Source organism: Sphingomonas sp. KR3-1 (assembly GCF_040049295.1).
Classification (GTDB): Bacteria; Pseudomonadota; Alphaproteobacteria; order Sphingomonadales; family Sphingomonadaceae; genus Sphingomonas.
In genome coordinates, this window is sequence record NZ_JBDZDQ010000003.1 from 540308 (window position 1) to 558406 (window position 18099).

16 protein-coding genes are annotated in these 18099 nt (G+C 68.2%); 5 read left to right on the forward strand and 11 right to left on the reverse strand.

Annotation, left to right across the window (positions count from 1 at the left end; all coding sequences use genetic code 11):
• Positions 1-98 precede the first annotated feature (98 nt).
• From ABLE38_RS18535 to ABLE38_RS18545, 3 genes are all read right to left on the reverse strand, one after another.
• Positions 99-899, reverse strand: a complete 801-nt coding sequence (locus tag ABLE38_RS18535; protein WP_348975719.1) for a 4-(cytidine 5'-diphospho)-2-C-methyl-D-erythritol kinase — start codon at positions 897-899, stop codon at positions 99-101.
• Entirely contained in the window at positions 896-2278 is a 1383-nt protein-coding gene (locus tag ABLE38_RS18540) for a tetratricopeptide repeat protein (RefSeq protein WP_348975855.1), read from the reverse strand. The genes ABLE38_RS18535 and ABLE38_RS18540 overlap by 4 nt, the downstream gene beginning before the upstream one ends.
• A 175-nt stretch (positions 2279-2453) precedes the next feature.
• The gene (locus ABLE38_RS18545) at positions 2454-4106 is read right to left on the reverse strand and encodes an electron transfer flavoprotein-ubiquinone oxidoreductase (RefSeq protein ID WP_348975720.1); all 1653 of its coding nucleotides are present in this window, start codon (positions 4104-4106) and stop codon (positions 2454-2456) included.
• Between the two features lie 126 nt (positions 4107-4232).
• Between ABLE38_RS18545 and ABLE38_RS18550 the strand changes: the two genes are divergently transcribed.
• From ABLE38_RS18550 to moaB, 3 genes are read left to right on the forward strand one after another with little or no spacing between them, the layout of a single operon-like run.
• A complete protein-coding gene (locus ABLE38_RS18550) occupies positions 4233-4949 on the forward strand; it encodes a uracil-DNA glycosylase family protein (protein WP_348975721.1) in 717 nt (238 codons plus the stop codon).
• 2 nt (positions 4950-4951) lie between these two features.
• Complete coding sequence (locus ABLE38_RS18555; protein WP_348975722.1) at positions 4952-6754, forward strand: lytic transglycosylase domain-containing protein; 1803 nt, start codon at positions 4952-4954, stop codon at positions 6752-6754.
• Positions 6741-7268 carry a molybdenum cofactor biosynthesis protein B gene (gene moaB, locus ABLE38_RS18560; RefSeq protein WP_348975723.1) on the forward strand — a complete coding sequence of 176 codons (528 nt, stop codon included), beginning with the start codon at positions 6741-6743 and terminating at the stop codon, positions 7266-7268. Before ABLE38_RS18555 ends, moaB begins: the two co-directional genes overlap by 14 nt.
• A 4-nt stretch (positions 7269-7272) precedes the next feature.
• Here the strand turns inward: moaB and ABLE38_RS18565 are convergent, their stop codons facing one another.
• From ABLE38_RS18565 to ABLE38_RS18580, 4 genes are all read right to left on the reverse strand, one after another.
• Entirely contained in the window at positions 7273-7470 is a 198-nt protein-coding gene (locus ABLE38_RS18565) for a hypothetical protein (RefSeq protein WP_348975856.1), read from the reverse strand.
• Entirely contained in the window at positions 7448-7738 is a 291-nt protein-coding gene (locus ABLE38_RS18570; protein WP_348975724.1) for a hypothetical protein, read from the reverse strand. The genes ABLE38_RS18565 and ABLE38_RS18570 overlap by 23 nt, the downstream gene beginning before the upstream one ends.
• A gap of 68 nt (positions 7739-7806) precedes the next feature.
• Positions 7807-8307, reverse strand: a complete 501-nt coding sequence (locus ABLE38_RS18575) for a YbjN domain-containing protein (RefSeq protein ID WP_348975725.1) — start codon at positions 8305-8307, stop codon at positions 7807-7809.
• Positions 8308-8354: 47 nt separating this feature from the next.
• Positions 8355-8696: a VOC family protein gene (locus ABLE38_RS18580; RefSeq protein ID WP_348975726.1), complete on the reverse strand. Its 342-nt coding sequence runs from the start codon at positions 8694-8696 to the stop codon at positions 8355-8357.
• Positions 8697-8748: 52 nt separating this feature from the next.
• On the opposite strand from ABLE38_RS18580, the gene ABLE38_RS18585 reads away from it, so the two are divergent.
• Positions 8749-9819: a PA0069 family radical SAM protein gene (locus ABLE38_RS18585; protein ID WP_348975727.1), complete on the forward strand. Its 1071-nt coding sequence runs from the start codon at positions 8749-8751 to the stop codon at positions 9817-9819.
• Between the two features lie 113 nt (positions 9820-9932).
• Here the strand turns inward: ABLE38_RS18585 and ABLE38_RS18590 are convergent, their stop codons facing one another.
• Positions 9933-12035, reverse strand: a complete 2103-nt coding sequence (locus ABLE38_RS18590) for a GDSL-type esterase/lipase family protein (protein WP_348975728.1) — start codon at positions 12033-12035, stop codon at positions 9933-9935.
• Between the two features lie 329 nt (positions 12036-12364).
• On the opposite strand from ABLE38_RS18590, the gene ABLE38_RS18595 reads away from it, so the two are divergent.
• Positions 12365-14974 carry a M1 family metallopeptidase gene (locus tag ABLE38_RS18595; RefSeq protein WP_348975729.1) on the forward strand — a complete coding sequence of 870 codons (2610 nt, stop codon included), beginning with the start codon at positions 12365-12367 and terminating at the stop codon, positions 14972-14974.
• Between the two features lie 42 nt (positions 14975-15016).
• Here the strand turns inward: ABLE38_RS18595 and ABLE38_RS18600 are convergent, their stop codons facing one another.
• From ABLE38_RS18600 to ABLE38_RS18610, 3 genes are all read right to left on the reverse strand, one after another.
• Entirely contained in the window at positions 15017-15598 is a 582-nt protein-coding gene (locus ABLE38_RS18600; protein ID WP_348975730.1) for a hypothetical protein, read from the reverse strand.
• Positions 15595-16383, reverse strand: a complete 789-nt coding sequence (locus ABLE38_RS18605; RefSeq protein WP_348975731.1) for a DUF2092 domain-containing protein — start codon at positions 16381-16383, stop codon at positions 15595-15597. The genes ABLE38_RS18600 and ABLE38_RS18605 overlap by 4 nt, the downstream gene beginning before the upstream one ends.
• 93 nt (positions 16384-16476) lie before the next feature.
• A complete protein-coding gene (locus tag ABLE38_RS18610; protein ID WP_348975732.1) occupies positions 16477-18093 on the reverse strand; it encodes a long-chain fatty acid--CoA ligase in 1617 nt (538 codons plus the stop codon).
• Between the last annotated feature and the right edge of the window lie 6 nt (positions 18094-18099).

Here is an 18099-nt window from a genome sequence, read left to right on the forward strand (position 1 = left end):
CGGCAGTCGATCCGCTGGGGATGATGCTATGCCGGATCTGCGAAGGAGCGGTTTGCGAGGGTGGTTAATCTGCACGCCTCTCCCCTTCTGTTCTCCGGCTAAGTGAGACGCGTAGGCAGAACCCACCAGCCCCGGCGAGCGAATACCTCGCACGCCGCATCGCGACTCGCCGCGCTGTCGAACAGCGCGAAGCAGGTCGCACCCGAGCCGGACATGCGAACCAGCCCCGCCCCGGGCTGCGCGGCGAGCGCATCGAGCACCTCGCCGATCACCGGCGCGATCGCGCGGGCGGGTGGCTCGAGATCGTTGCGGCCCGTGCGCGGATCGGCCGGCAGCGGACCGCGATCGATTCCGTCCCAGCGGCGGAATACCTCGGCAGTGGAGACCGCGACGCCCGGATTGACCAGCAGCACCGGCGCGCCGGAAAGGCCGGCGACGGGCTCGAGCTGCTCGCCCCTGCCCCGCCCGATCGCGGTGACGCCATAGAGGCAGGCGGGCACGTCCGAGCCCAGGCGGTCCGCGAGGGCGAACATGTCGTCCAGCGCCACGTCATGCAGCCGGCCCAGCGCCCGCAGCGTCGCCGCGGCATCGGCCGAGCCGCCGCCGATGCCCGAGGCGACGGGCAAGCGCTTGTCGAGGCTGATCGCATGCGCGCCGCCGCCAAACTGGTCCCGGAATGCCCGGGCAGCGCGCGTGACGAGATTGTCGCCATCCCCGCGCAACACGCCGGCGAAGGGGCCGGTCAGCGCGAAGCTGTCGGTCTCGGCGGGCGCGACGGTGACGATGTCGCCATGCTCGACGAAGGCGAACAGCGTCTCGAGTTCGTGATAGCCGTCCGGCCGGCGCGCGCGGACGTGCAGCGCCAGGTTGAGCTTGGCCTTCGCGACTTCGGTGATCATTGCAGGCCGTTCGCCAGCTTGGCCTGTAGCCGCGCCGCGTCGCCGGGCTCGGCGCTCACCTCGGCCGCGCGCCAGGCATAGCGCGCCTCGATGCGACGGCCGAGCTTCCAATACAGGTCGCCGAGATGCTCGTTGGGCAGCGTGCCGCCCGGATCGGCGCGCGCGGCTTCCTCGAGCAGCGGCAGCGCGCGGTCGAGCTGGCCGCCAGCATAATAGGCACGGCCGAGCGAATCGGTGATCGCGGAGTCGTCGGGCTTGAGCTTGCGGGCACGCTCGAGCAGCGCCTGGGCGCCGGGCAGGTCGACTCCGCGCTCGACCTGGGCATTGCCGAGCCAGGCAAGCGCCTCGGGCTCGTCGGGGCCGAGTTGCACCGCGTGCCGGAGGACGCGCAGCGCCTCGTCCCATTTGCCGGCACGATCTAGCGCAGCGCCGCGGAGATATTCGAGCTCCCAGTCCGCGCCGCCGGCCCGGTCGAGCGCGCGGGCATAGGCGGCGGCTGCATCGGCGTAGCGGCCCGATTCGGAGAGCAGCCCGCCTTGCGCGCGGATTTCCTCGGCAGTGGCGCCGGGCGAGCGGGCGAGCGAGTCGGCACGGGCCAGCGCCTCGGGCAGGCGGCCGGCGCGGCGGAGCGTGTCGACCTGGCCGGCGACGGCACCGCGCGCGAACGGCCCGTCGGCCTGCACGGTCGCCAGCGTCTGCAGGGCGAGATCGGTCGCGCCGCTGCGCGAGAGCGCGTCGGCAAGGAGCAGGCGGGCGCGGTCTTCCTGCGGGTCGAGCAGCAGCGCGGCGCGGGTGAGCAGGATCGAGAGCGGCGCCATGTCCGCGCCGCGCAGGTCGTTGGCGAGGCCGAGGAACAGGTGCGCGGCGCCGAAGGTGGCGTTGGGCCTGCCCGCCTTGGCCTCGCGCTTGCGCCAGGCTTTAGACGCTCCGGCCAGTCCGGCGAGCAGCGGCCCGGCCTTGTCCTTGCGGCCCGAGCGGAGCAGCACGAGCGCCGCGTCGATGCGCGTGTCCTGGTCGGCGGCGGACACCTCCGGCGCGGCGTCCGCTTTGCCGCTGGCGAGCAGCAACAGCATGCGGTGGCGATCGGCAAAGGGCGCGGCCAAGGCATTGCCCTTCGCCGCGGCGAGCAGCGGCAGCGGATCCGCGCCGCGATCGCGGGCGAGCCAGGCGCCGAGCGTCGGCACGAGGAAATCGAGCTGCGCCCTCGACAGGCGCTCGAGTGCCTTGTCGGCACCGAGCCGGTCGCCACCATGCAGCGCGACCGCGAAGGACAGCAGGTCGACGTCCGGCGGCGCGACGCGGGCAGCGGAGAGGATCGCGGCGGCGCGCACGGCGAGCGCATAGTCCCCCGCCGCCAGCGCCTGGCGATAGGCGCGCATCGCCAGGATCTGGTCGTCGGGCACCGCGTCGAGCGCGCGGGCATAGCCGGCCGCGGCCAGCGCCGCCTCCCCCGCCGCATCGGCGGCGCGGGTGCGGGCATAGTCGCGCAGATCGACTTGCGGCGCCGCCTGCTGCGCACCGGCAGGCAGCGCCGCCAGCAGCGCGAAGGCCAGGCTACATGTTCGGATAATTGGGGCCGCCGCCGCCCTCAGGGACCACCCAGTTGATGTTCTGCGTGGGATCCTTGATGTCGCACGTCTTGCAGTGCACGCAATTCTGCGCGTTGATCTGGAAGCGCAGATCGTCGCCTTCGCCGACAACTTCATAGACACCTGCCGGGCAATAGCGCTGGGCCGGCTCGGCGTACACCGGAAGATTGTAGTCGATCGGTACGCTGGGGTCCTTGAGCGTCAGATGGACCGGCTGGTCCTCCTCGTGGTTGGTGTTCGAGATGAACACCGAGGAGAGGCGATCGAAGGTCAGCACGCCGTCGGGCTTGGGATAGTCGATCTTCGGCGCCTCGGACGCGTGCCACAGGCTCTCATTGTCGGGCTTGTGCTGCATCGTGAACGGCCAGCGGATGCCGAGCAGCTCGCTCCACATCGCCGCGCCCGCGAGGATCGTGCCGAACTTGTCGCCGAACTTCTTGACCAAAGGCGCCACGTTGCGGACGCCGCGCAGCTCCTTGTAGACCCAGCTCTTCTCATAGGCCTCAGGATAGGCGGCCAGCTCGTCCGCCTCGCGGCCGGCGCCGACCGCGGCGAACGCCGCCTCGGCGGCCATCATGCCGCTCTTCATCGATGTGTGCGTGCCCTTGATGCGCGGCACGTTGAGGAAGCCCGCCGCATCGCCGATCAGCGCGGCGCCAGGCGCGACCAGCTTGGGGACCGCCTGCCAGCCACCGTCTGAGATCGCGCGCGCGCCGTAGGAGACGCGCTTGGCGCCCTTGAGGATCGCCGCGATCTCCGGGTGCGTCTTCCAGCGCTGCATCTCCTGGAAGGGAGACAAATACGGGTTCTTGTAGTTGAGCCAGGTGACGAAGCCGAGCGCGACCTGCCCGTCCGCCTGGTGATAGAGGAAGCCGCCGCCATTGGCGCCCTTGGTCAGCGGCCAGCCCTGGGTATGGATCACGCGGCCCGGCACGTGGAGGGCCGGATCGATGTCCCACAGCTCCTTGATGCCGATGCCGTAGATCTGCGGCTGGCTGCCCTTGTCGAGCGCAAAAGTGCGGATCAGCTGCTTGGTCAGGTGGCCGCGGCAGCCCTCGGCGAAGAAGGTGTACTTGGCGTGCAGCTCGAGGCCGGGCTGGTAATCGCCCTTGTGCTCGCCGTCGCGCGCCACGCCCATGTCGCCGGTGGCGACGCCTTTCACGCTGCCATTGTCGTGATAGAGGATCTCGGCCGCAGCGAAGCCCGGGAAGATCTCGACGCCCAGTTCCTCGGCCTTGCCCGCCAGCCAGCGGCAGAGATTGCCCAGGCTACCGGTATAGGTGCCCTTGTTGTGGAGGAACGGCGGGGTGATGAACTCGGGGAAGCTCGACTTGCCCTTCTCGCTCAGCACCCAGTGGTGATTCTCGGTCACCGGCGTCGCGGCGAGCGGGCAGCCATCCTCGCGCCAGCTCGGCAGCAGCTCGTCGAGCGCCTTGGGATCGATCACCGCGCCGGAGAGGATGTGGGCGCCGACTTCGGAGCCCTTTTCGAGGATGCACACCGACAGCTCGCTGCCCGCTTCCGCGGCCAACTGCTTCAGCCGGATCGCCGCCGACAGGCCCGCTGGCCCTGCCCCGACGATCACGACGTCATAGGGCATCGACTCCCGTTCGCTCATCATCGCATCCTTCTAGTCTTGGTCTGGCACATGCCGCACTGCTTGTCGTCGCAAGCTGGCAACGCCCTGTCCCTTGGTCGATGAAGGCAGATTGACCCGCCCGTCAAGGCATGACTCTGTGCCCGGGTGGGAGGCGAATACACAGCGGATTGGGGGCGAACCCTTGCGAGCGCACTCGAATGGTGGCGCGATGCAGGGGTCGAGACACTCCAGGAAGACGAGGCGCGCGACTGGCTCGCCCGGCCCGTCGTCGTGCAACCGGCACAGGCTGCCGTAACGTCGCCCCAGCCCGAGAGCCTGCCCGATACGCTCGCCGCCTTCACGGCCTGGCGCAGCGGCGAGACGGTTCCCGAAGCGAGCTGGATGACCCCGCGGATCGGCCCGAGCGGCCCCGCCGAGGCGCAACTCGTCGTGCTCACCGACATGCCGGAAAGTGACGATCATGACGCACTTCTGGCCGATGGCGAGGCCGGAAAGCTGTTTTCGCGGATGCTGACCGCCGCCGGAATCGCGCGTGATTCGGTCTATTTCCTGTCGCTCGCCGTTGCCCGCCCGCTCGCCGGGCGGATCAGCCCCGACCAGGAAGGCCGGCTGATCGAGATCGCCCGGCACCATCTCAAGTTGCTCCAGCCCGCTAAGCTGTTGATTCTAGGGCAAACGGCGAGCCGTGTACTAACTGAGACGAACGACGGAACGGGCGCCAATGGTTTAGTCGATGTTAACCATTTCGGCGGCAAAACGCAGGCGGTGGCGAGCTTGCACCCGCGTTTCCTGTTGGAGCGCCCCGCCGCCAAAAGCGAAGCCTGGAAACATTTGTTGCTGTTGACCCGGGGGAGCCTGTGACCATGCGTATCCTGCTTGCCGCCGCGCTCCTCGCGTCGACGGCGCTTACTGCCGCTGCCCATGCCGATGCGCCGGGCACGAATACCTCCCACGCCGAAGACGGCGCCGGCGCACCCGCGCTGCGCGACGGCGACGGCATTCCCGAACAGCTCGATAGCGACCAGAAGGCCGGCTATCGCAAGGTGTTCGCCGCGATCCGTGCCGAGCGCTGGCAGGATGCGCAGATCCAGCTCGATTCGATGAAGCCGGGCCCGCTGCATTCGATTGCTCGCGCCGAGCTCTACACCGCCAAGAATTCGCCCAAGGTCGAGTTGGCGCCGCTGGTCCAGCTGATTAGCGACGCGCCCGAGCTGCCCCAGGCCGAGCAGCTGACCCGCATGGCCCGCACCCGCGGCGCCACCGACACCCCTGCCCTGCCGATCGCGCAGCGGCTGGTCTGGCAGGACGGCGCCCCCGTCCGCCAGCGGGCGCGCTCGATCAAGAGCGACGCCGCCGCGACCGAGATCGCGCTTGCCATCCAGCCCTTCGTCAAGGCCGACCAAGGCGCGCCTGCCGAGGCCGTGGTCACCCAGTTCGACGCCGACCTGACGCCCGAGGCGCGCACCGAGTGGCAGCAGAAGGTCGCCTGGATCTATTATACCGCGGGCGATGACGAGAATGCCCGCCGCGTCGCCGCCAAGGCGCAGGACGGGATCGGCGACTGGGCCCCGCAGGCCGATTGGGTCGCCGGGCTCGCCGCCTGGCGCGAGCAGGATTGCGCCGGCGCCACCGCCGCCTTCGAGCGCGTCGCCACGCGCGCCGCCGATACCGAGCTGCGCTCCGCCGGGCTTTATTGGGGCTCGCGCGCCGAAATGGCGTGCGGCCAACCCGAAAAGGTCGCGATCAAGCTGCGCGCCGCTACTCAATATGGCGAGACCTTCTACGGCCTGCTCGCCAAGTCGGCGCTCGGCATCCAGGACGCGCCGAGCAAGGGCGAGAAGTTCGTCGCCGAGGACTGGCGCGCGCTGGAGCGCCGCCCGAACGTGCGCGTCGCCGCCGCGCTGGTCGAGATCGACGAGGATGCGCTGGCCGACGAAGTGCTGCGCTACCAGGCCAAGCTGGGCAGCCCGGCCGAGCATGCCGCGCTGACCCGCCTCGCCGGCCGGCTCGACCTGCCCTCGACCCAGCTCTGGCTCACCCATAACTGCCCGATGGGCGTGCAGCCGCTGACCGCGGCGCGCTATCCGGCACCGAACTGGACACCGGCGGGCGGCTGGCGCGTCGACAAGGCGCTGGTGTTCGCCCACACGCTGCAGGAATCGCGCTTCAATTCGGATATCCGCAGCGCCGCCGGCGCGATGGGCTTGATGCAGGTGAAGACCGGCGCGGCGATCGACATCGGCCGGCGCAACGGCATCACCTATGCCGCCAGCGACCTGACCAAGCCTTCGGTCAACATGGAGATCGGCCAGTCCTATCTCGAGCAGCTGCGCGACCAGCCCTTTACCGGCGGGCTGCTGCCCAAGGTGATCGCGTCGTACAATGCCGGCCCGACCCCGGTCGCCAACTGGAACGCGATGATCAAGGATGGCGGCGATCCGCTGCTCTATATCGAGAGCATCCCGTACTGGGAGACGCGCGGCTATGTGATGACGGTGCTGCGCAACTACTGGATGTACGAGAACCAGGAAGGCCGCAAGTCGGCGAGCCGCGATGCGCTGGCGCAGGGGCTGTGGCCGAAATTCCCGGGCATGCAGGGGCCGACGGCGGTCAAGATCAGCGTCAAGCAGCTCGCTTTCCATCAGGATCCCAATGGCAGCCGATGAGGCGATCGCGTTCCGCCCGGTGCGGATCGCGGTGCTGACGGTATCGGACACGCGCACGATTGCCGACGATCGCTCGGGCGACCGGCTGGTCGAGCGGCTGGCGACGGCCGGGCATGTGCTGGCGGCGCGAACGATCGTGCGCGACGATGCGGATGCGATCGTCGCGCAGCTGCACGCCTGGATCGAGGATGCCGGCGTGGAAGTGGTGCTGACCACCGGCGGCACCGGCGTGACCGGGCGCGACGTCACCCCCGAGGCGCTGGCGCGCGTCTGGGACAAGGAAATCCCCGGCTTCGGCGAGCTGTTCCGCTGGCTGAGCTACCAGTCGATCGGCACCTCAACGATCCAGTCACGCGCGACCGCCGGGGTGGCGCGCGGAACCTATATCTTCGCGCTACCGGGCTCGACCGGCGCCGTCACCGATGCCTGGGACGGCATCCTGGCGAGCCAGCTCGACATCCGTCACAGGCCCTGCAACTTCGTCGAGCTGCTGCCGCGGCTCGAGGAGCGCTGAGCGGTTATTTCTTCTCCGCGGCGGGCGCCTTGGCGACGGTGCCGGCCTTGGCTTCCTCCGCATCGAGGAACTTGTCGAGCTCGCCCGTCGTGACGCTCCACCAGTCGATAATATCGGCGAGATTGGTGTAGGTGAGCTTCCCTTTCAACGACACGTCCAGGGTGACCGCCAGGTCGCCCTCATCGTCGATCGAGATCTTCAGGAAACGCTTGCTGTCGTTCCAGCGATTGGCGAGCGCCGCGTCGAACCAGGGCTTCTTCTTGTACCAGGCGTAGAATTCCGCCGAATCGCAGCCCTTCACCGGATTGCATTCGAAGAATGCTCACCGTGAAGGTCGAGCCGCCAGCGGCGCTTTCGAGATAGGTCTCGCCCTGCTTGTTCTTCTTGAGCGCTGCCTTGTAGCCCTCCTGCTGCATCACCTCGGCAAATGCGCTTGGCTGGCTCACGTCCACGATCTGGTCCTGCGCCATCGCCGGCGCCGCCCATGCGGCCACCACCAGCGCGACCGCCGTCATCATCCTGTGCATCATTCCCCCTTTTACCCCTTCAATTCCGCGGCGAAGAAATCCGCCGATTCACCCAGCATCGAGTTCCACCAATCGAGCGTATCGGCGAAATTGCGTTTCGTCGTGCCGCCGATCATGCCGATATCGTAGGAGAGGACGAAGGCGCCATTGTCCTTCACCGACGCCGTGACGAAGCGATGCCCGGCATTCCATTTGTTGGCGAGCGCCACCGTCGCCTGTGCATCCTTGCCGAAGCTGACTTCGAAGCGCAGCGAATCGCAGTGCCGGTGCTGCTCGCAGCCATAGAAGAACAGGTCGAAATGATAGGGCCGGCCGGTGACGTTGATGACGGGATCGCCATGCTCGTCGGCGGCCAGGCTGGCCTCCAGCCGCGCCGCGCGCATCGCCTGCAATATCGTCTGCGGATCGCTCGCACAGACCAGCTCCTTGCCGCAGGGCGCGCGGTCCTGCGCGGCGGCAGGCAGCGTCCAGCCGGCGAGCGCCACCGCGGCGGTCATGACAATCAAGCGCATCGGACTCCCCCTTGCGCCCAGCCTATCACGCCGCCGCGGCGCCGCAATCACTCGGGTTCGTTGACGAACACGCCCAGCTCGTTGCCTTCCGGGTCCCGGAAATGGAAGCGGCGGCCGCCCGGAAAGGCGAAGATCGGCACGGTGATCTCGCCGCCCGATGCCTGCACGCTCTCGAACGCGGCCTCGAGGTCCTGCACCTCGATCACCGGCAGGAGCAGCGCAATCGCCTGGTCGGTGCTGCCGTTGATGCCGAGATCGGTGTCGCCGGTGGTCGTCGCCGCATAGTCCGGGCCGAAATCGGTGAAGCCCCAGCCGAACGCCTTCGCATAGAAATCGCAGGTGCCGGCAACGTCCTTCGACGGCAGTTCGAGATAGCTGATCCGTGCCATTATGTCCTCCAATGTTCTTGCTATGTTCTATTGAGCCGCCTAGGTTTTGGCAATGGCAAAGAATCGGCCCGTGCGCGGCGCCACGCTGAACGAGGCGAGCAGCCGCTTCAACCTGCCCGCGCGCGAGGCGGATGGGGAATGGCTCGACATGCGCGCGGCGCTGGATGATGCCCCGCCCCCGCTGCGTACCTCGGTCACGGTCGAGCGGGCGCGGACGATCATCACCCGCAACCAGTCGCCCGACATCGCCTTCGATCGCTCGATCAATCCCTATCGCGGCTGCGAGCATGGCTGCATCTATTGCTTCGCGCGGCCGACCCACGCCTATCTCGATTTGTCGCCGGGGCTCGATTTCGAGAGCAAGCTCTTCGCCAAGCCCGATGCGCCGACGCTGCTCAGGGCCGAGCTCGGCAAGCGCGGCTATGTCTGCCGGCCGATCGCCTTCGGGACCAACACCGATCCCTATCAGCCGATCGAAGCGGAGTGGCGAATCACCCGTGGCTGCATCGAGGTGCTGGCCGAGCACGACCATCCGCTGACGATCACCACCAAGTCGAACCGGGTGACGCGCGACCTCGACATCCTGGCGCCGATGGCCCGGAAAGGACTGGCGGCGGTGATGCTGTCAATCACCTCGCTCGATCCCAGGATCGCGATGACGGTGGAGCCGCGCGCGCCGCATCCCGAGAAGCGCCTGCAGGCGGTGCGGCAGCTGGCAGATGCAGGCGTGCCGGTGTTCGTCTCGCTGGCGCCGGTGATCCCGCAGGTGACCGACCACGAGATCGAGCATATCCTCGAGCGTGCCGCCGCCGCGGGCGCGCGGACGGCCTTCTTCCTGCCGGTGCGGCTGCCGCACGAAGTCGCCCCGCTGTTCCGCGCCTGGCTCGACACGCATTTCCCCGATCGCGCGAGCAAGGTGATGGCGACGATCCAGTCGATCCGCGGAGGGAAGGACAACGATCCCAATTTCTACACGCGTTTCCGCGGGCACGGCCCCTGGGCCGAGCTGCTGCGCACGCGGTTCCGGATGGCGGCGAAGCGCTATGGACTCGACCAGGAAGTGCTGCGGCTGCGGACGGACCTGTTCCGCCCGCCGAGCGGACCGCAGGGGGAGCTCTTTTGACTCCCTCTCCCCTCCGGGAAGAGGGAAGTGTGCCTTAATCCAGTAGCTGCGGGAGAGAAGGCTGCGTCATGCCCCTCTCCCAACCCTTTCCCCGGAGGGGAGAGGGATTCTGCTTACATGCACATCGTGTCGAGCGGCAGCATTGCCGGGGCCTGCGGCTCCTTAAGCCCCTTGGCCGCCATCGCGCCGTTCAGCCCCTGGGGCTGCGGGGGGAGCGCGGGGTTCACTTCGGGGGCGTAGTACGGATCCTTGCCCGCCTCTTCGATCGAGACAAAGCGGTAGCCCTTCTCGCGGTACATCGCGAGGAGCTGGGGCAGCATGTGCGCATCGAAGGCGCCGAGGTGCATCAGCAGCACATAGGGAATGTCGCGGCCATAGAGCGCCTTGCTCATCGCCCGCGCGCGATCGGCCTGGACCGAGGCCGTGCCGAGCCAGCCATGCTCCATCGCCAGGATCGCATCGGCATCGCCCTTCGCCACGCAGCGGGCATAGGCGTTGTTATAGGCCCAGTCGGAGAAATCCATCGTCACCGTGGCGACCTTGTAGCCGCGATCCGCCAGCAGCTTGCGGATGCGGGCGCGGCGCTCGGGATTGGCGGCGGCCTCGGAGAGGAACGGATAGCGGAACCAGTGCCAGTCGGCGGCGCCCGCCTTTGCCTTGAGTATCGGCTCGTTCTTCTCGAGCTCGCTGAGGAATTGCGCGTCGCTCAGCTGGTCGAGATTGGCGTGGCTCCAGCCGTGATTGCCCAGCGTCAGCCCTGCTGCCCGCCATTTGTCGAGCACCGGCGCCGAGGCGGGCTCGTTGGTGAGCTGGACGCCGTTGAGGAAGCCGATCGCCGGCGCCCCGCCGGCCTTCAGCGCCGCGATGATCTGCTCGGCGATGCCGACCCGGGTATAGCCGTTCGGCAGCGGCGCATGGGCAGTGAGGTCGTCGAAGGTGAAGGCGATCGCCGGGGCGGGTTCGGGGGACGCACCGGTCACCTTTCGCTTGTCGGTCACCACCGACGAGAACAAGGACAGCGGCACCGCATCGGCCATTGCCTGGTAGCCGGCCACCGAGGGGTGGAGCCCGTCATTGTCGAACGCCTTGGACAATCTGGACGGTGCGGACGGATCGCGCATGGCCGCATCGAAATCGATGACCCCGTCGAAGTTGCCGGGCGTGCGAATCCAGGCATTTACCGCGGCGCGATCGGTCTCGTTCTGCGCGTCCGGATGATAGTAGCCCGAGCCGCCATAGGGCGTGATCGTCGCGCCGATCGCCTTGATCCCGTGCGCACGGGCGCGCGCGACCATCTGGCGATAGGCACCGATCATGCCCTCGACCAGCGCGGCATGTGCCTCGGGCGTGGCCGGCGCGTCGCGGGTGAGCACGCCGAGATCGTTGACGCCCTCGAAGATCACGAGATGCGAGACGCCGGGATAGCTCAGCACCTCGCGATCGAAGCGCGCCATCGCATTGGGCCCGAGCCCGTCATTGAGCAGCCGGTTGCCGCCGATGCCGGCGTTGAGCACCGCCATCTCGGCCAGCGCCGGCGTGGCGCGCAGGCGGCGCTGGAGCCCGTCGGTCCAGCGATTGTTGCTGTTGGCAGGGACGCCATAGCCGTCGGTGATCGAGTCGCCGAGGATCACGACCGCCGAAGCCCTGGCGGAAACCGTCTCGATCGCGCCGATCTGGATCCAGCGCTCGGCGGTCTTGGCGCCCGGCAAGTCGGCATCGCCGCTGTGATCGCCATGGGCCATATAGCTGGTGGCGCGCGAGCCCGGATGGCCGGTCTGCTGTGCTGGCGCCTCAGGGAGATAGAGGGTGATCGCCAAGTCCGCGCCCGCCGCCACCGGCAGCGCGACCGCGTCGGACCAATAGTCCGCGCCCGCCGGGATCACGACGCTCTTCGCGCCGCCGAAGCGGAGCTGCACCAGGCTGGCCGAATCGATCCGGGCCGAAGCGGGATCGGGCGCGCGGGCGATCGTCGCCGCGCCGATCCGCAGCGACTGGGTGCCATAGGCATTGGTGAGCCGGACGCGCAGCTTGTTGCCCGCGATCTGGATGCGCACGACCTGGCGCAGCGTCGCGTTCTTCAGGTCCTCGTTGGGAATGGCATTGCTGCCCGGGATCATCTGCGAGGTGGCCCAGGCCGTCACCCAGCGCTCCCCCGGAGGCGCCGCGGCGCCCAGCAGCAGGACCAGCACAGCCAAGCGCGCGATCAGCCCCATCATCCCTCTCCCATGCTTATCTTATGATAGCGCTACCATAGCCAAGCCGCACGCAGGCGCAATGGGCGATCTGCTGATCGGCGATGTGCGGAAAGGGGTGCCACCGGTCGGGAAGCGGGTGGCCCCAGTATAGGGCCGGGCGGCGCAAAGAGGGATCAAAGACGCCGCCCGGAGGCCTCGAGTGTTGCATCCCCCCGAGCCCATGCCGCCACCATAGCCAAATCGGAGTCCGACACAATCCGGAAACATACAGTAGCGCGGTGGGACACAGATCGCCGATTGCGCGCCTTGCAAGCGCGGCTTACGCCACCGCCAGACGATAAGGAATCTCCATGCGCGCGCTTGCCTTTGCCCTCGCCCTTACCCTGCCTGCCACTGCCTTCGCCCAGGACGCCCAGCCCACCGGCAAGCTGCCCGATACGGTGAAGCCCCTCGCCTATCGGCTCGACCTGACGATCATCCCCGAGAACCCGCGCTTCAGCGGCCACACCGAGATCGACGTGCAGCTGAACAAGGCCGCGCAGACCGTGTGGATGCACGGCCGCGGGCTGAACATGACCAAGGCGGTGGCGATCGTGGGCGGCAAGGCCATCCCGGTCACCTTCACCCAGAAGAGCCCCTATGGCCTGGCGCAGCTCGACTTCGGCAAGACCGTGCAGCCGGGCAAGGTCACGCTGAAGTTCGATTATGACGCACCCTTCGGCGGCGGCGCATCGGGCCCGTACCGGATCAACGTGGCGGGCACCTGGTATGCCTGGACCCAGTTCGAATCGATCGACGCGCGCGCCGCCTTCCCGGGCTTCGACGAGCCGGGCTACAAGACGCCCTTCACCGTCTCGCTCACCACCAAGCCGGGCTTCGTCGCGCTCAGCAACGCGCCCGAGACGGGCAAGCCGACCAAGGCCGGCAAGCTGGAGAAGCACCGCTTCATCGCCACCAAGCCGCTGCCGACCTATCTGGTCGCCTTCGTCGTCGGCCCGTTCGCCACGGTGCAGACCAAGGTCGCCGCCACGCCCGAGCGCAAGACCCCGCTCCCGCTGCGCATCGTCGGCACCCAGCCGAACAAGGACCAGATGCAGTTCGCCGCGGACAATTCTGGGCCGATCGTCGCGCTGCTCGAGAAATATTTCGGCCAGCCCTTCCCCTTCCCCAAGCTCGACCAGATCGGCTCGCCGGTGATGCCGGGCGCGATGGAGAATGCGGGCGCCGACATCTATGGCGACGGCATCCTGTTCGTCGACGAGAAGGACGCGACCTCGTCCAAGCAGACCTTCGGCATGGTCGTGGCGCACGAGCTTTCGCACCAGTGGTTCGGCGATCTCGTCACCCCCGCCTGGTGGGACGATATCTGGCTGAACGAGAGCTTCGCCAACTGGATGGGCTACCGGATCGGCAATGAATGGCGCCCGGACCTGGACATCGGCGTCGACGCGATCTCGGAAGGCTTCGAGGCGATGGACCTCGACGCGCTCGTCGCCGGCCGCCCGATCCACCAGCACATCACCAACGACGCCGATGTCGATGCGGCGTTCGACCAGATCACCTATGGCAAGGGCGGCCAGGTCGTCGGGATGATCGCGGCCTATATGGGCGATGAGAAGTTCCGCGACGGCGTGCGCTTGCACATGAAGCGCCATGAATATGGCAACGCCTCGACCGAGCAGTTCTTCGGATCGCTGGCCGATGCCGCGCACGATCCGCGCGTGCTCGCCTCGCTGAAGAGCTTCGTCGACCAGCAGGGCGTGCCGGTCGTGACCTTCCACCGCGAGAATGGCGGCCTGACCGCGACGCAGCAGCGCTTCGCCTATTTCGGCACCAACGCGCCGGCCCAGCAATGGGTGGTACCGCTCTGCATCCGCCAGGGCGATGCCAAGAACTGCATGCTGCTCGACACGCCGAGCGCACCGGTCACGGTGAACGGCACCGGCGCAATCGTCCCCAATGCCGGCGGCTGGGGCTATTATCGCTTCGACCTCGATCCCGCCGACTGGGACGCGCTGATCCACGCCGCGCCGAAGCTGCCGACCGGCGAGGCGCTGGCGGTGGACGACAGCCTGTGGGCGAGCTTCTATGCCGGCAAGGCCAAGGTGCCGCAGCTTGTCGCGCTGTCCCGCGCGATGGCGCAGCACCCGAAGACCAAGATGCAGCTCGACAATGGCGAGCGGCTCGCCGGCCTCGCCAAGCGCGGGCTGATCGGCCCGGCGGCGCTGCCCGGCTATCGCAAGCTGTTCGTCGAGCTCTACGGCCCGATGCTGGCGAAGATCGGCTTCGATCCGAAGGCCGGTGCGCATGACGGCGACGATGCCGATACGCAGGAGCTGCGCGAGCAACTGGTCGGCTTCGTGGCGGATGACGGTCATGACGCCGCGACGCGCGCCAAGCTCACCCAGGCGGCCGATGCCTGGCTGGCCGGTGACACCAAGGCGCTCGACGGCGATTTCGCGCCGCTCGCGCTCGCCGTGACGGTCGAGGATCGCGGCGTGCCCTTCGCCAAGACGCTCGCCGATGCGGCGCTGGCCGGCAAGGTGCCCGGGCTGCGCCAGGCCGCGTTCCGCGCCATCGCCTCGTCGGACAATGCAGAGGTCGCGAAATGGTATTTCACCGAGTTCAACGATCCCCGCTATTCGTCGCGTGAGCGGTTGTTCGCGGCGGCCGCCTTCATGAACAATCCGAACACCCGCGACGCGGCGCTCGACTACATGCTCGCCCATTTCGACGAGTTCTCGAAGAGCACCGGCGGTGGCGGCATCTTCTCGGGCCGCTCGGCGCAGATGTTCAAGTCGCAGTGCACGCTTGCCGCGGCCGATACGGTGAACGCCAAGCTGCGCGGCGAAGGCGGCAGCACGCTGTCGCTCGATCGCGCGGTCGAGGGCATCCGCAACTGCGCGCGGTTCAAGGACGCCAAGGCCGGCGAAGTGACCGCCGCCTTCGCTGCGATGTGAGACGGGCGGTCGACCCGGCGGACAAGGCCGGGGCGACCGATCTCATGGCTGGGCGACGACGATATACTGCACGGACGAGCCGACGAATTGCGGCTGGTACCAGACCGATCCGCAGCGCTGGTAGGTCACCGATCCCACCACCGTGGCCGAGCAGCCCCCCGGCAGCGCCGTGACGACGGTGCCGGGCGAGACCACGACGGTGGTCGTGTGGTTGCTGCTCGCCACCGCGGCACCGACCACCGCGCCGGTGGCGAGCCCCACCGCGGCGCCGCGCGCGAAATCATGGTCGTCCCAGCCGCAGCCATAGCAGCCGCCCCCGCCATAATAGCCGCCGTGCACGTTGACGTTCCGGTTGACGTTGACGTTGTTGTTCACGTTGACGTTGCGATTGACGTTCGCGTTGCGGTTCCCATTCGCGTTGCCGCCGCGATTGATGTTGCCGCCGCCCCGGTTCGCCGGCGGGTTGATGCTGGTCCGCGAGCCGCCGCGCACCTGGCGGCCGGCGGCGCTGCCGCCCCGCGCGCCGGCGCCGCCGCCGCGGCGCTGCGTCAGCGCTTCCGGGCTGGCGGGGGGAAGCCCCGCCGCCATCAGCGTGATCGGGGCGAAGAGGATGAGGATGCTCATTGCTTGCCTCCCTTGGCGGCGATGGCCTGGCTGATCTCGATGCGCTTGGCGTCGGCCGGCGGCACGAAGGCGAACTGCGCATCGGTGAAGCTGCGCGGGGTCCAGCTGAACACCGCGTCGGTCTGGGGCTGGGCGGGGTCGTCGGTGTTGACGATCACCACCTTGCAGGGGAGCGCGGGATCGGCGCGGCGGATCCACAGCTGCCAGTCGGTGCCGGGCTGGCGGAAGGCATATTGATCGCAGACCTCGCCGCCGATCCGGTCCGCGCCGGCATAGACCGCGCTGGTCACCCCATCGAGCCGCACGCCGCTCTCGCCCCACATCATCAGGTCGGCCATCGGCGTCTCGACGCCGAAGCGATCGGCGACCGCCTGCAGCATCGCATAGGTGGTCGGCGGTGCGGCAACGCTGGCATAATAGCCCGTCGCCGGGCCGTAGATGGTGAGCTGCTTGCCGTCATAATAGAAGCGGCGGTTGCGCCGTTCGGAATCGACATTGACCTGCAGCCGGTTCGGGCGGCGCACCGAAGCGGTCATCGCCGAGGAGCTTTGCAGCTTCTGCCCGTTGTCGAGCACTTCCTCGGTGGTCATGTCCGCGCGCAGCTCGAAGCTGTCGATCGCCTTGAGCGCGTTCGCCATGCGGCCAAGCGCGCCCTGGATCTCGGTGTCCACCACCGGCGCGGCAGCGGGTTTGGCGGCCTTCTTGCCCTGCGCCAGCGCGGGCGCGGCGAGCACCAGCGCCGCGAGACCGCACCAGGCTGCGGCCCGTCGACTTGTGTAGAACATGACGATCTCCCGAAAAGCCCGCCTGTTAGACCTCGGGGAGCGAGGCGGCGCCATCGGGGCGAACCCGCCTCAGCGGGTGGGGATAACCCGCAGCTAGGCAGCCGCCAGCTTGAAGTCCTTGTACTGGGCACGGATCGCGGTCTTGAGCAGCTTGCCGGTGGCGGTATGCGGCAGGCTGTCGACGAAATGGACCTCGTCGGGCAGCCACCATTTGGCGACATGCCGGGCGAGGTGCGCCTGCACCTGCTCGGCGGTCACGTCGCTGCCGGGCTTGCGCACGACGAGCAGGATCGGCCGCTCCTCCCATTTCGGATGATGGACGCCGATCGCCGCCGCCTCGGCCACGCCGGGACAGCCGACCGCGGCATTCTCGAGATCGACCGAGCTGATCCACTCGCCGCCCGACTTGATCACATCCTTGGCGCGATCGGTGATCTGCATCGTGCCGTCCGGATGGAGCAAGGCGACGTCGCCGGTATCGAACCAGTTGTCGGCATCGACCGCGGGTTCGTCCGCCTTGAAATAGCGCTCGACGATCCACGGCCCGCGCACCTGCAGCCGGCCCGAGCTCTTGCCGTCACGCGGCTGGACCACGCCCTCGTCGTCGACCACGCGCAGCTCGACGCCGAAGGGCACCTTGCCCTGCTTGGTGACCTGGTCGACCTGCTGCTCGAAGCTCAGCTCGTCCCAGTCCCAGGAGGGCGCGCCCATCGTGCCGATCGGCGAGGTCTCGGTCATGCCCCAGGCATGGTTTACCCTTATGCCCATCTTCATCAGCCGTTCGATCATCGCGCGCGGCGCGGCCGAGCCGCCGATGGTGACGATCTTGAGATATTTGGGCTCCGCGCCGGTCGCGTCCATGTGCTGGAACATCGCGAACCACACGGTGGGCACGCCGGCGGTGTGCGTCACCTTCTCGCGGTTCATCAGGTCGCACAGCACCAGCGGATCGTTGACCGCGGAGAAGACGAACTTGATCCCTGCCGCCGCGCCGGCCCAGGGCAGGCCCCAGCCGACCGCGTGGAACATCGGCACGATCGGCATCGCCACCGCGCGGGCGGAAAGATCGAACACGTCGGGCTGCAGCTCGGCGAGCGCGTGGATCATCGTCGAGCGATGCGAATAGACCACACCCTTGGGATTGCCGGTGGTGCCGCTGGTGTAGCAGATCATGCAGGGCTCGCGCTCGTCGCCGGTCACCCAGTCGTAATTGCCGTCCTCGGCCGCGAGCAGCGCCTCGAACCCGTCCGGGCCGTCGGTGCCTGTCCCGGACTCCGTTCCGGGATCGAAGCAGACATAATGCTCGATCGTCGTCCAGTGCGGCTTCAATCGCTCGACCAGCGGCGCGAAGGCGCGGTCGTAGAAGAGGACCTTGTCCTCGGCGTGGTTGGCGATGAAGACCAGCTGGTCGTCGAACAGGCGCGGATTGATCGTGTGGATCAGCCCGCCCATGCCGGCGGCGCCGTACCAGGCGACGAGATGGCGGCCATGGTTCATCGCCAGCGTGGCGACGCGGTCGCCCTTCTTCAGCCCGAGCCGCTCGAGCGCCTGCGCCAGCTTCTTCGCATCGCGGGCGATCCCGGCCCAGGTGGTGCGCGTCTCGCTGCCATCGGCCCAGCGGGTGACGATCTCGCGCCCCCAATGCTCGCGTGCCGCATGATCGAGCAACGTCGTCACGCGCAGTTCGAAATCCTGCATCCCGCCCAGCATCCGGTT

Bases quoted from the DNA above. Each gene is read 5' to 3' on its own strand.
- ABLE38_RS18600 (WP_348975730.1), bottom strand. From the start codon at position 15,598: ATGAGCATCCTCATCCTCTTCGCCCCGATCACGCTGATGGCGGCGGGG.
- ABLE38_RS18545 (WP_348975720.1), bottom strand. From the start codon at position 4,106: ATGAGCGAACGGGAGTCGATGCCCTATGACGTCGTGATCGTCGGGGCA.
- ABLE38_RS18585 (WP_348975727.1), top strand. From the start codon at position 8,749: ATGGCAAAGAATCGGCCCGTGCGCGGCGCCACGCTGAACGAGGCGAGC.
- ABLE38_RS18555 (WP_348975722.1), top strand. From the start codon at position 4,952: ATGCGTATCCTGCTTGCCGCCGCGCTCCTCGCGTCGACGGCGCTTACT.
- ABLE38_RS18610 (WP_348975732.1), bottom strand. From the start codon at position 18,093: ATGCTGGGCGGGATGCAGGATTTCGAACTGCGCGTGACGACGTTGCTC.
- moaB (WP_348975723.1), top strand. From the start codon at position 6,741: ATGGCAGCCGATGAGGCGATCGCGTTCCGCCCGGTGCGGATCGCGGTG.
- ABLE38_RS18535 (WP_348975719.1), bottom strand. From the start codon at position 899: ATGATCACCGAAGTCGCGAAGGCCAAGCTCAACCTGGCGCTGCACGTC.
- ABLE38_RS18590 (WP_348975728.1), bottom strand. From the start codon at position 12,035: ATGATGGGGCTGATCGCGCGCTTGGCTGTGCTGGTCCTGCTGCTGGGC.
- ABLE38_RS18605 (WP_348975731.1), bottom strand. From the start codon at position 16,383: ATGTTCTACACAAGTCGACGGGCCGCAGCCTGGTGCGGTCTCGCGGCG.
- ABLE38_RS18540 (WP_348975855.1), bottom strand. From the start codon at position 2,278: ATGCGCGCCTATCGCCAGGCGCTGGCGGCGGGGGACTATGCGCTCGCC.
- ABLE38_RS18570 (WP_348975724.1), bottom strand. From the start codon at position 7,738: ATGGCGCAGGACCAGATCGTGGACGTGAGCCAGCCAAGCGCATTTGCC.
- ABLE38_RS18595 (WP_348975729.1), top strand. From the start codon at position 12,365: ATGCGCGCGCTTGCCTTTGCCCTCGCCCTTACCCTGCCTGCCACTGCC.
- ABLE38_RS18580 (WP_348975726.1), bottom strand. From the start codon at position 8,696: ATGGCACGGATCAGCTATCTCGAACTGCCGTCGAAGGACGTTGCCGGC.
- ABLE38_RS18575 (WP_348975725.1), bottom strand. From the start codon at position 8,307: ATGCGCTTGATTGTCATGACCGCCGCGGTGGCGCTCGCCGGCTGGACG.